Consider the following 12779-nt stretch of genomic DNA (forward strand, 5'->3'; position numbering starts at 1 on the left):
CTTGACTGAACACTCTTACTGAGGCGTTTTGGCCGGCAAGAGGTGTTCCTTGAACGGAAGATCAGCGGGTACGCTGATTCCGCTGGCCAGCCACTGACTGCTCCACCCCAATATGAGGTTCTTGGACCAGTCTGCAACCAATAGAAATTTTGGCACGAGCACCGACTCCTGCCACCACGAATCCTGCTGTACCGGCCCCAGGCTCAACAGCCCGACCGCCACGACCACCAGCAACGCGCCACGCGCGGCGCCGAAGGCCATGCCGAGAAATCGATCGGTCCCGGAAAGGCCGGTGACACGTATCAACTCGCCAATAAGATAATTGACCATTGCCCCCACCAGCAGCGTGGCGATGAACATGATGGCGCAGCCCGCGATGACGCGAGCCGAGGGTGTCTCTATGTACCCGGCCAGATAGACCGACAGTGAACCACCGAACATCCAGGCTACGACTCCTGCGATGATCCAGGTCAGCAACGACAGTGCTTCTTTTACGAAGCCGCGGCTCAGACTGATCAAAGCGGAGATGGCGACGATTGCAACGATCGCCCAATCAACCCAGGTAAATGGCACAGTGCAGCCTACGTACGGATAAGGCGGCGCATTTTAGCAGAGCGCCGGGCTATCGGTAAGCGGTGATTGCGGGTGCCTTGCAAATCAATAGATTGGGCGGTGCGAACGCTACTTCAAAACCGCCGAAGACCAATGTGGGAGGGGGCTTGCTCCCGATAGCGGTGTAACAGTCAATAGATATATTGGCTGACCCACCGCTATCGGGGGCAAGCCCCCTCCCACACTCGACTGCATTTTCAAGTTTCGGAATCAGCCGCGCTCAGGCTGGAAGCGGGTTACGAAACCTTTCAGGTTCTGCTGACGGTCCAGTAGATCCCGCAGGCGGTCGGCTTCGGCGCGCTCGATCAGCGGCCCGATAAACACGCGGTTCTTGCCGTCGGCGCTACGGATGTAGGCGTTGTAACCCTGAGCGCGCAGCTTTTTTTGCAAAGCGTCGGCGCCTTCGCGGTTGCCCAGGCTGGCCACTTGGATCGACCAACTGATCGGCAAGCCATTCGGGTCGATACGGCTCTGACCCACGTCCGGCTTGCCCGGCGCGGCAGGCTGTGGCGCTACAGGTTTGGGCGCAGGCGCTGGCGTCGCCGGCTTGGCGGCAACAGCCGGAGCGGGTGTCGGCTTGACCACCGGCACGCTTGGCTGCACTGGCATGGACGGCGCCTGTTGCGCGGCGACCTCTTCATCGCTCGGCACCGGCTCTTCTTCAGGCAGCGCCTGCGGCTCAGGCACCACCACCGGTTCAACCTGGACCTGAGGCACCACCGGTGCCTGGGGCGCAGCCGGAGCCTCGACGACCACCTGGCGCTGCTCGTCCTGACGGGAAAACAGCATCGGCAAGAAAATCACCGCCAATGCCACCAACACCAGGGCTCCGACCATTCGCTGCTTGTATGCGCTATCCAGTAATGCCATGTGCAGCTTCCTCCGTGGAGCGCCGGGCCAGCCATTCGAGCGCCTCGGCAACACAATAAAATGATCCGAACAACAGAATCTCGTCCTCGACCGTCGCTACCGCACACTGCGCCTCGAGGGCCGCGGTGATGCTTGCATACGACGTCACCGACGCACCAAGGTTCTGCAAGGCAGTTTCCAGCTCAACTGCCGGACGGCTACGTGGCGTATCCAGCGGCGCAACGGCCCAGGACCGAACCCCGCTCAGCAACGGCGCAAGCACGCCGTCGAGATCCTTGTCGGCCAGCAGGCCAAACACCGCCAGGCGGCGGCCGGACGGCGGCGTGCGCGCCAAGCGCTGCGCCAGATACTCAGCGGCGTGAGGGTTATGGCCCACATCCAGCAGCAGGTTCAGGCGCTTGCCCTGCCACTCCACGGCACGTCGATCCAGGCGCCCTACTATGCGCGTTGCCAACAGGGTTGCGGCTATTTGCCCGGCATTCCACGGCAGATCCAGTAACAGATAGGCTTGCAGCGCCAGCGCGGCATTCTCCATCGGCAGGTTCAGCAGCGGCAAATCGCGTAACACTACCGGCTGGCCCCGCGTATCGCGCCCGGACCATTGCCAATGTTGATCGCCGATCTCCAGATTGAAGTCGCGCCCGCGTAGGAAGAACGGGCAGTCGAGCTCACGCACCTTGTCCAGCAAGGGTTGCGGAGGGTCGAGATCGCCGCACAAGGCAGGCTTGCCCTGGCGAAAGATCCCGGCCTTTTCGTATGCTACGGATTCACGGGTGTCACCCAGGTAATCGACATGGTCAACGCCGATGCTGGTGACCAGCGCCATGTCCGCATCCACCACGTTGACCGTGTCCAGACGCCCGCCAAGGCCCACTTCCAAGACGACGACATCGAGTTGCGCACGCTCGAACAGCCACAACGCCGCCAGGGTGCCCATCTCGAAATAGGTCAGGGAAATCTCGCCACGCCCTGCATCGAGGGCGGCGAAGGCTTCGCAGAGCTGCTCGTCGCTCGCTTCGCGGCCATTGAGCTGCACGCGCTCGTTGTAACGCAGCAGGTGCGGCGAGCTGTAGACGCCGACGTTCAGCCCTTGGGCCTGCAGCAGCGCCGCGACAAAGGCACAGGTGGAGCCTTTGCCGTTGGTGCCGGTGACCGTGATCACACGCGGTGCCGGCCGCCCCAACCCAAGGCGGGCCGCTACCTGTTGCGAGCGCTCCAGGCCCATGTCGATGGCGGACGGATGCAACTGCTCAAGGTAGGCGAGCCATTCGCCGAGGGTACGTTGGGTCATAGGTTTGCTGGCACCGGCGGCACGACGATCGGCTCGACCTTGGGCGCTACGTAGACAGGCGTCGGCAGGCCCATCATTTGCGCCAGCAGGTTACCCAGGCGTGGGCGCAGCTCACCGCGCGGGATGATCAGGTCGATGGCGCCGTGTTCCAGCAGGAACTCACTGCGCTGGAAACCTTCCGGCAGTTTTTCACGCACGGTCTGCTCGATGACGCGTGGGCCGGCAAAGCCGATCAGGGCTTTTGGCTCACCGACGATCACATCGCCGAGCATCGCCAGGCTGGCGGAAACACCGCCGTAGACCGGGTCGGTCAGTACCGAGATGAACGGAATGCCTTCTTCGCGCAGACGCGCCAATACCGCCGAGGTCTTGGCCATTTGCATCAGGGAAATCAGCGCTTCCTGCATACGCGCGCCACCGGAGGCGGCGAAGCAGATCATCGGGCAGCGGTTTTCCAGGGCATAGTTGGCGGCGCGTACGAAGCGCTCGCCGACGATGGCCCCCATGGAGCCGCCCATGAAGGAGAACTCGAACGCCGAAACCACCACCGGCATGCCCAGCAGCTTGCCGCTGACGGAGATCAGCGCGTCTTTCTCGCCGGTCTGCTTCTGCGCACCGACCAGACGGTCCTTGTACTTCTTGCTGTCGCGGAACTTGAGACGGTCGACCGGCTCCAGGTCAGCGCCCAGCTCGTTGCGGCCGTCGGCGTCGAGGAAGATGTCGATACGGGCGCGTGCGCCAATACGCATGTGGTGGTTGCACTTGGGGCAAACGTCCAAGGTCTTTTCCAGCTCCGGGCGGTACAGCACCGCGTCGCAGGATGGGCACTTGTGCCACAGACCTTCAGGAACCGAGCTTTTCTTCACCTCGGAACGCATGATCGAAGGGATCAGTTTGTCTACTAACCAGTTGCTCATGCTTTCTTTCTCCAGTACCGGTGGCTTGAACACAGCCCCGCGTATGCCCTTGAGCTAAATTCATATGTGGCGATGAGGCCGGCGGGACGGGGTCAGAGGTTCGACCAGCCATTTCCCGCCTGCATCCTCAGCCTTCCAGACAACCTGCCAGCGCAGGGTTGCCACTTCGTTTCCGGGCCTCCCGCAGGCGGCGCCGGTGCTGTTTTACACAGTGGTAGTTATGGACGGCGGCAGACTGCCAGCCGTCACATCGCACCGCTGCTGTTGCGCACGGCCCGCAGGAATGCGCGAATCTTGTGGTGATCCTTGATGCCCTTGCCCTGCTCCACCCCGCCACTGACATCCACCGCATACGGCCGGACCTGCTCGATGGCCGCGCCGACATTCAACGAGTTGAGCCCACCTGCGAGGATGACCGGCTTGCTCAAGCCCGCCGGGATCAGCGACCAGTCGAAGGCTTCTCCGGTACCGCCGGGAACGCCTTCGACGTAGGTGTCCAGCAGAATCCCGCGCGCGCCTGCATAGGCGGCACAGGCGGCGGCGATGTCATCGCCGGCCTTGACGCGCAACGCCTTGATATAGGGGCGCTGATAACTTTCGCATTCGTCCGGGGTTTCATCGCCATGAAACTGCAGCATGTCCAGTGGCACGGCATCCAGGGTTTCATTGAGTTCACAACGGCTGGCGTTAACGAACAAACCCACGGTGGTCACGAACGGTGGCAGCGCGGCGATGATGGCCCGCGCCTGCAACACATTCACCGCCCGCGGGCTCTTGGCATAAAACACCAGGCCAATGGCATCCGCCCCCGCCTCGACCGCCGCCAACGCGTCTTCGATGCGGGTAATCCCGCAAATCTTGCTGCGAACGGCTGACATATCGTAGAAACCTCAGGGACTGAACCGAGAAAGTCCCGGATGGTAACAAAAGCTTTTCCAGGCGTCAGCCGCCAAGTTCACTGAAACCTGTGAGGAAGTGTGGCCCGATAAAACGCTCCGGTAGCTCGAACTCGTCGCGGTACTCCACATCCACCAGATACAGGCCGAACGGATGCGCCGTAACCCCACCGGTACGGCGGATGCGGCTTTGCAGCACTTCCCTGGCCCATTCCACTGGACGCTCGCCCGTGCCGATGGTCATCAGTACGCCTGCAATGTTGCGCACCATATGATGCAGGAACGCCCCGGCACGGATATCCAGCACAATCATCTTGCCATGCCGGGTCACGCGCAGATGGTGGACTTCCTTGATCGGCGACTTGGCCTGGCATTGGCCGGCACGGAACGCGCTGAAATCATGCACACCCACCAGATGCTGCGCAGCCTCGGCCATGCGTACGGCATCCAGCGGGCGGTGGTTCCAGGTGATTTCCTGGTTCAAGTGCGCCGGGCGGATCTGATCGTTGTAGATCACATAGCGGTAGCGTCGGGCGATGGCTTTGAAGCGCGCATGAAAATGCGCCGGCATCACCTTGGCCCAGGTGACGCTGACGTCATGGGGCAGATTGATATTGGCGCCCATCACCCACGCCTTCATCGAGCGTTCGGCCTGGGTGTCGAAGTGCACCACCTGGCCGCAGGCATGCACGCCGGCGTCGGTACGCCCGGCACACATCAGCGATACCGGCGAGTCAGCGACTTTCGACAGAGCGTTTTCCAGGGTTTCCTGCACCGTCAGCACGCCGGAGGCCTGGCGCTGCCAGCCGCGATAGCGCGAGCCTTTGTATTCCACGCCGAGGGCGATGCGGTGAAAGCCTGCGGCCGCCATTTCGGCGGCCGCGTTATCTATATTTGCCAAGAACTGAGAGCCTGATGAGTTGCGCGAAGACGGGGATTATAAAGGCGCCGGCTGCGCGACGGGCGCTTTTGTTGGGGGGGACGCCGCGCCAATGGTGGCAGGGAGCAAGCCCTTTCCCCATTGGGCGCATATCAGCCGTCAGATTCGGCCGAGCATTTCCTTGGCCTCGCCGCGCTGGGTCTCGTTGCCCTCGGTCAGCACTTCGGAAAGGATGTCCTTGGCGCCATCGGCATCGCCCATGTCGATATAAGCCTGGGCCAGGTCCAGCTTGGTGGCGACTTCATCGGAGCCCGACAGGAAATCGAACTCGGGCTCGTCGTCACCGAGCGCCGCATCTTCAGCCGTGAAGGACGGCTCGATGGAAGGATGCTCCAGGCTCTGGGACAGACGGTCCAACTCGGCGTTGACGTCGTCCAGTTCCGAAGCGAAGGCATCGGGCTTGGCCGTCGATTCGGGCTCGTCCGCCAGGGAGAGGTCGAAATCTTCCGGCAAGTCGAAGTCGTCCAGTGCTGCCGGGGTCAAGGTCGGCGGCTCGGCGGCCGGTACGTCCTTCATCTGTTCTTCGAGCCCGGACAGGAAGTCGTCATCGGACTGCGCGGACGCCGGCGCATCCAATTGCAGATCCAGGTCGAAGTCCGACAGGTCATCTGCGCTGGCGTTGGCTGCGGTCTGCTGCTCAAGAAGCGCCTCGAATGACTGATCGTCCTTGACCTCCGCCGGCGATGCCGCCTCCAAGTCGTCCAGGCTCAGGTCAAAATCGGTATCCAAAGGCTCTGGCTGCGGCGCAGCCGGCTTGTCTTCCAGCAGGTTCTTGACGTACTGGGCGTCCAGGGCGGCGGCAGCCACTGCGGCGCTCACACCTGCTGCCAACACCGCCATGGCCGGGAAGCGACCCTTGAGCTGCTCGACCTGGGCGTGGTTTTCACCCGTGGCCACCAGCTGACGCTCCTGGCTGACAAACCCGTTCTTGTCATTCTGCAGGCCGTAGACTTCCATCAGCTTCAAACGCAGGTCACTGCGCTTGGGCTCCTGCTTGATCGCTTGCTCAAGCACATCCGCCGCCTGGTTCAGGTGGCCCCGGTCGATATGGGACTGGGCTTGGGAGAGCGCGTCGCTGGAAGTCGGGGCGACGGCAGCCGCCAACGGCGCCAGCACGGAGGCGACGGTGGGCACAGCAGGCTCAACCACCGGAGCGGGTGCAGGCGCAGGTGCCCGCGTGACGCTCGGCGGCGGCACTTCCAGGCCTTCGAAACTGTCGGGTGGCAGGTCGCGATCGATATTCGACGTGAACTCCGGCTCTTCAGCCAGCGCGCGCGCCATGCGCAGGTGCTTTTCTTCTTCAAGACGGGCGTTGCGATGGCGCACCCACAGCAGCAGGAGCAACAACGCCAGAATCACGGCCGCGCCACCGAGCACACCGAGCACCACAGGGTTGGTCAGAAGCTCATTGAATTTGCCTTCGGTGGTTGCAGGCGCGGCAACCGGCTTGGTCGGCTCGGGAGCAGGTGTCGCTACCGGGGCTGCAGGGGCTGGTGCCGGTTCACCGGCCAACTGCGCAGGCGCTGCCGCCGCTGCCGCCGCTGCGGGCACAGCCGCATCACCCTTCTCGGCCTGCAGACGGGCCAACTGATCATTCTTCAGTTGAATCAGCTTTTGCAGCTTGTCCAACTGGCTTTGCAGATCTGCCGCACGGCTTTTGAGCTCTTCATTGTCGCGACGGGTGGTGTCCAGTTGCTCTTGGGTCATCGCCAGCTTGTCGCTCAACGCGCGGCTATCACCGGCCTTGCCTGCTGCACCTTTTTTGGCGGACTCGGCCGACACCAGGCTCAAGTTGTCCTTGGCGCTGGTGCTCGACGGTGCATTGCCAGTCTCGGTGCGCTTGGTAGCATCCAGCTGGGCCTTACCCGCCACTTGCTGGGCGGCGGTGCGGCGGCCCTGACGCCAGGCAGCGTTCTGCGCCGTCACTTCGGCGATCGCTTGCGGTTGCCCCAGCGCGGTGCTTTGCACGGTGTCCGGCAGGCGCAGGACCTGGCCGGTTTTCAGGCGGTTGATGTTGCCGTCGATAAACGCATTCGGGTTGAGCGCCTGAATGGCCAGCATCGTCTGCTGCACAGAGCCACCATTGCGGTTTTTCTCGGCAATTTCCCACAAAGTATCGCGAGCAGTGGTGGTATGTTGCGCTGGCTTGCTGACGGCGGTCGCGGTACTGGCCGGCGCACTCAAGCGCGGCGCTGGCGCACTGGCAGCCGGTGTGGATTGGTCGAATTTGGCGGGATCGAGCAGCACGCTGTAGTCACGCATGAGTCGGCCGTTCGGCCACTGCACCTGCAACAGGAAGCGCACATAGGAATCGGGCAACGGTTTGCTGGAGGTGACACGCACCACGCTGCGGCCGTTGGGATTGACCACCGGGGTAAAGGTGAGGTCGTCGAGAAAGGCCTGGCGATCGACACCGGCATCGACGAACGCCTGGGACGAGGCCAGGCTCGGGGTGATCTCGGAAGCCGTAAGGCCGCCGACGTCGAGCAACTCGATTTCCACCGACAGCGGCTGGTTCAACTTCGACTTGAGGGTCATCTCCCCGAGTTGCAGCGCCTGCGCCATACCGGAGGACAGCGCCGAGGCGGCCGCTATTGCTAACACCAGTTTGCGAACTTGAACCATAGCCTCATCCTTTGTCTGAACACTCCCCGGCTTTCGAGAAGGTTGGTAACCGCTGCCATAAGGCATGGCGAGCCGATAGGTCACCGACGCGCTTGTGTTCCGCTTTTGGCCAAGCATAGCGCTTGGTGAGAATCAATCTACAAATTGGCGCCAAGTATCTTTTACGCAAGGTCTTTTATCAACAACCGCGCCAGCTGCACGGCATTGAGCGCAGCGCCTTTGCGTACGTTATCTGACGTCAGCCACACATTTAGTTCCTCCGGGTCATCCACACCTGCACGGACTCGCCCTACATAAACAACGTCCTGACCCACCGCATCGCCTACTGCCGTTGGGTAGTCGCCCGCCTCGACCAGTTCGATACCCGGCGCCGCATCGAGTACACGGTTCACCTCAACCAAATCGGCCGGCGCCCCCAACTGCAGCGACACAGTCAGGCTATCGCCAAAAAACACCGGGGCTTGAACGCAGGTTGCGGAAATCTTCAGCAACGGAGTTTCCAGCACGGCCCGCAGTTCATGTACGAGACGTTTCTCCAGGGCTGTGTGACCTTGGGCGTCTGGCGTGCCGACTTGTGCCAACAGGTTGAAGGCCACCTGCCGATCAAAGAAGGTCGGCTCCAACGGGCGTACATTCAACAGCTCGGCCGTCTGGCGGGCCAACTCGCTGACGGCCTCGCGGCCCAGGGCCGACACGGCCAGGTTAGCGGTGACGCTCACGCGCTGGATATCCAGCAGACCGCGCAACGGCGCCAGCAGCACCGCCAGGTTGGTGGCGGACGGGCTCGGGCTGGCGATTTGAAAGGGTTTTTTCAAGCCCTTGAGCACATGAGCGTTGGCTTCCGGCACCACGGGCGGTGCCTGTTCGGCAGGCAATGCGCCAGACAGGTCGATCACCGAGCAACCGGCGGCGATGGCACGTGGGGCGAAGCTCAGGGTCACCGCCGGGCCGGCCGCGAAAAAGGCCAACTGCGCCTTGCTGAAGTCGAATTCATCGACTTCCTTGACCCGCACGTTCTTGCCCCGGAACGGTACCGATGCACCGGCGGAGTTGTTGCCAGCCAGCAAATACAGGGTGCCCACCGGGAAGTCCAGCTCTTCGAGAATCTGCACCAGGGTTTCGCCAACGGTACCGGTGGCGCCGATCACGGCGATTTCAAAGGTCTGGGTCATGGGGCTGCCTCGGGCATTGCGGGGGGAGCGGCACTTTACCGGGTGGTTGGGGGTGAGGCAATTAGCCTGGGTTTGGGGTGTGGCTGAGGGCCCCATCGGGAGCAAGCCCCCTCCCACACTTGAATGTGTTCACAAGTCAACATGTGGGAGGGGCGGTGCGACGATTCGACTTGCCCCCGATAGCGTCCGAAAGAACAATAAAAAAACCCCGCGCCTGTCACCAGAACGCGGGGCTCTTCAAAGCCTGCAAGCGATCAACGCTCCAGCAGAATCCGCAGCATGCGACGCAACGGCTCAGCCGCGCCCCACAGCAGTTGGTCGCCCACGGTGAACGCACCGAGGAACTGGCTGCCCATGTTCAGCTTGCGCAGGCGGCCTACCGGCACATTCAGGGTGCCGGTGACCTTGGTTGGGCTCAGCTCCTGCATGCTGATCTCACGGTTGTTCGGCACCAGCTTGACCCAGGGGTTGTGCTGGCTGATCAGCCCTTCAATATCGGCAATCGGCACATCTTTGTTCAGCTTGATGGTCAACGCCTGGCTATGGCAGCGCATGGCGCCGATGCGTACGCAGATGCCGTCCACCGGGATCGGGTTCTTGAAGCGCCCGAGGATCTTGTTGGTCTCGGCCTGGGCCTTCCACTCTTCGCGGCTCTGGCCGTTCGGCAGCTCCTTGTCGATCCACGGGATCAGGCTACCGGCCAACGGCACGCCGAAGTTTTCGGTCGGATAGGCGTCGCTGCGCATGGCTTCGGCCACGCGGCGGTCGATATCGAGGATCGCACTGGCCGGGTCGGCCAATTGATCAGCCACCGCTGCGTGGGTTGCGCCCATCTGCTTGATCAGCTCGCGCATGTTCTGTGCACCGGCGCCGGAGGCCGCCTGGTAGGTCATGGCGCTCATCCACTCGACCAGGCCGGCTTCGAACAAGCCACCCAGGCCCATCAGCATCAGGCTGACGGTGCAATTGCCGCCGACGTAGTTCCGAGTACCGGCATCCAGTTGCTGGTCGATGACCTTGCGGTTGACCGGGTCGAGGATGATCACTGCATCGTCCTGCATGCGCAGGCTCGACGCGGCGTCGATCCAGTAACCCTGCCAGCCGGCTTCGCGCAGCTTGGGGAAGACTTCGCTGGTGTAGTCGCCGCCCTGGCACGTCAGGATCACATCGAGGGTCTTCAGCTCTTCAATGCTATAGGCGTCTTTGAGCGGGGCAATATCCTTGCCCACGGACGGCCCTTGGCCACCTACGTTCGAAGTGGTGAAAAACACCGGCTCGATAAGATCGAAATCCTGCTCTTCCAGCATCCGCTGCATGAGCACGGAACCGACCATACCGCGCCAACCGATCAGACCTACACGTTTCATCGCAACTACACCTTGTTAAAAAGTGGGCCGCCTTGCAGCGATAACTGCAAGCGGGCCCGAGAGATTACAGATTCCGCAGCGCGGCGACTACAGCGTCGCCCATTTCTTGCGTGCCGACCCGGGTGCAGCCCTGCGACCAGATGTCGCCGGTGCGCAAACCCTGGTCGAGCACCAGGCTCACGGCTTTCTCGATCGCGTCGGCCGCGTCAACCAGGTTGAAGCTGTAACGCAGCATCATCGACACCGACAAAATGGTCGCCAGCGGGTTGGCGATACCTTGGCCGGCAATGTCCGGCGCCGAGCCGTGGCAAGGCTCATACATGCCTTTGTTGTTGGTATCCAGGGACGCCGACGGCAGCATGCCGATGGAACCGGTGAGCATCGAGGCTTGGTCAGAGAGGATGTCGCCGAACAGGTTGTCGGTGACGATCACGTCGAACTGCTTCGGCGCACGTACCAGTTGCATGGCGGCGTTGTCGACGTACATGTGGCTCAGTTCAACGTCCGGGTAGTCCTTGGCGACTTCTTCAACGATTTCCCGCCACAGTTGACTGGAGGCCAATACGTTGGCCTTGTCCACCGAGCAGACCTTCTTGCCGCGCACGCGGGCCATGTCGAAACCGACGCGGGCGATACGGCGAATTTCGCTCTCGCTGTACGGCAGGGTGTCATAGGCCTGGCGCTCGCCGTTCGCAAGTTCGCGCACACCGCGTGGCGAGCCGAAATAGATACCGCCGGTCAGCTCACGCACGATCAGGATGTCCAGGCCGGCGACCACTTCCGGCTTGAGGCTCGACGCCTCGGCCAACTGCGGGTAAAGAATCGCCGGACGCAGGTTGCCGAACAGGCCCAGTTGCGCGCGGATTTTCAACAGGCCGCGCTCAGGGCGGATATCACGCTCGATCTTGTCCCACTTCGGCCCACCCACGGCGCCCAGCAGCACGGCGTCGGCGGCGCGGGCGCGCTCCAGGGTCTCGTCGGCCAGGGGCACGCCGTGCTTGTCGATGGCCGCGCCGCCGATCACGTCGTGGCTCAGCTCGAAGCCCAGGCTGTACTTGCTGTTGGCGAGCTCCAGGACCTTGACCGCTTCGGCCATGATTTCCGGACCGATACCGTCGCCAGGGAGAATCAGAATCTGCTTGCTCATGGGTTCCTCATTTCATCGAGCGACCTGCCCGTGGGCAGGTCGGAAAAAATCAATCAGCGTTCGGCCCACACCACCAGCACGTCGGTGCTGAAGGTGCCGTCGGCTTGAATTTCGTAATAATCGCGCACTTCCTGGCCCATCGCCTGTTGCAACTCCAGGATCGCCGCGCGCAAGGCCGGCGGGGTGCGCATGCGCTCGACCCACGAGGTGTATTCCAGGCGCAGGCGTTGGAGGCTGCTGTTGCGTACATGCAAACCGGCTTCGCTGAGCTGGCGCATCCACTCGGCGGCAGAATAATCGCGCACATGGCTGGTGTCGCGCAGCACTTCGACGGTTTGCAGGTAAGTGTCCAGCAACGGGCTGCCCGGTGACAACACATCCACGAACGCCGCCACGCCACCGGGTTTGAGCACCCGACGCACTTCGCGCAGGGCCAGGCCGAGGTCGCTCCAGTGGTGGGCGGAGTAGCGGCTGAACACGAAGTCGAATTCGCCATCGGCAAACGGCAGGCGTTCAGCCGCGCCGTTAACCGTGCTGATATTGGTCAAACCGCGATCTTGCGCAGCGGCGGCGACCACATCAAGCATCTGCTGGGACAGGTCGTAGGCCACCACTTCCTTGACCAGCGGTGCAACCTGGAAACTCACATGCCCGGCACCGCAGCCCAGGTCCAGCAGTCGCGCCGCGCCCTGCCCGGCCAGTTCGGCCTGGAGCAGCGCGAATTCGGTGCCCTGGGCGTGCACGGCACTGCTCAGGTAGGCCGAGGCTTGCTCGCCGAATTGTTTTTGCACGACTTGGGTGTGGGCGGTGCTGGTCATGGGGGCTTTCCTTGGGTTTTGTGGTGTTGACACTGGCCTCATCGGGGGCAAGCCCCCTCCCACATTTGAAGGTATTCACAATTCAAAGTGTGGGAGGGGGCTTGCTCCCGATGGCGGCGGTCCT

General features: G+C 62.5%; 11 protein-coding genes. All 11 read right to left on the reverse strand.

The features are described from left to right. Positions 1-15: 15 nt before the first annotated feature. The 11 genes from C4J86_RS17070 to C4J86_RS17120 all read right to left on the reverse strand — a co-directional run bounded on the left by C4J86_RS17070 (position 16) and on the right by C4J86_RS17120 (position 12655). Positions 16-573 (reverse strand): CvpA family protein, encoded by a 558-nt coding sequence (locus tag C4J86_RS17070; protein ID WP_003192538.1) that lies wholly within the window; start codon positions 571-573, stop codon positions 16-18. A gap of 249 nt (positions 574-822) precedes the next feature. Further along, a complete protein-coding gene (locus tag C4J86_RS17075) occupies positions 823-1482 on the reverse strand; it encodes an SPOR domain-containing protein (protein ID WP_124363595.1) in 660 nt (219 codons plus the stop codon). Then, positions 1466-2773, reverse strand: a complete 1308-nt coding sequence (gene folC / locus C4J86_RS17080) for a bifunctional tetrahydrofolate synthase/dihydrofolate synthase (protein ID WP_124371252.1) — start codon at positions 2771-2773, stop codon at positions 1466-1468. Before folC ends, C4J86_RS17075 begins: the two co-directional genes overlap by 17 nt. Further along, positions 2770-3690: an acetyl-CoA carboxylase, carboxyltransferase subunit beta gene (gene accD / locus C4J86_RS17085; RefSeq protein ID WP_005789754.1), complete on the reverse strand. Its 921-nt coding sequence runs from the start codon at positions 3688-3690 to the stop codon at positions 2770-2772. The genes folC and accD overlap by 4 nt, the downstream gene beginning before the upstream one ends. Positions 3691-3935: 245 nt before the next feature. After that, on the reverse strand, positions 3936-4568 hold the full coding sequence (locus C4J86_RS17090) for a phosphoribosylanthranilate isomerase (RefSeq protein ID WP_124371253.1): 633 nt from the start codon (positions 4566-4568) through the stop codon (positions 3936-3938). Positions 4569-4632: 64 nt separating this feature from the next. Beyond that, positions 4633-5457, reverse strand: a complete 825-nt coding sequence (truA, locus tag C4J86_RS17095) for a tRNA pseudouridine(38-40) synthase TruA (protein ID WP_124372451.1) — start codon at positions 5455-5457, stop codon at positions 4633-4635. Between the two features lie 168 nt (positions 5458-5625). After that, positions 5626-8151 carry a FimV/HubP family polar landmark protein gene (locus C4J86_RS17100; RefSeq protein ID WP_124371254.1) on the reverse strand — a complete coding sequence of 842 codons (2526 nt, stop codon included), beginning with the start codon at positions 8149-8151 and terminating at the stop codon, positions 5626-5628. 161 nt (positions 8152-8312) lie between these two features. Then, on the reverse strand, positions 8313-9323 hold the full coding sequence (locus tag C4J86_RS17105; RefSeq protein WP_124371255.1) for an aspartate-semialdehyde dehydrogenase: 1011 nt from the start codon (positions 9321-9323) through the stop codon (positions 8313-8315). Positions 9324-9577: 254 nt separating this feature from the next. Then, positions 9578-10690, reverse strand: a complete 1113-nt coding sequence (gene asd, locus C4J86_RS17110) for an aspartate-semialdehyde dehydrogenase (RefSeq protein WP_124363600.1) — start codon at positions 10688-10690, stop codon at positions 9578-9580. 64 nt (positions 10691-10754) lie between these two features. After that, positions 10755-11837, reverse strand: coding sequence for a 3-isopropylmalate dehydrogenase (gene leuB / locus C4J86_RS17115; protein WP_124371256.1), 1083 nt, complete (start codon positions 11835-11837; stop codon positions 10755-10757). A 53-nt stretch (positions 11838-11890) separates the two neighbouring features. Then, positions 11891-12655: a class I SAM-dependent methyltransferase gene (locus C4J86_RS17120; RefSeq protein ID WP_124371257.1), complete on the reverse strand. Its 765-nt coding sequence runs from the start codon at positions 12653-12655 to the stop codon at positions 11891-11893. Positions 12656-12779: the final 124 nt, after the last annotated feature.

This window comes from Pseudomonas sp. R2-7-07 (assembly GCF_003852355.1).
GTDB lineage: Bacteria > Pseudomonadota > Gammaproteobacteria > Pseudomonadales > Pseudomonadaceae > Aquipseudomonas.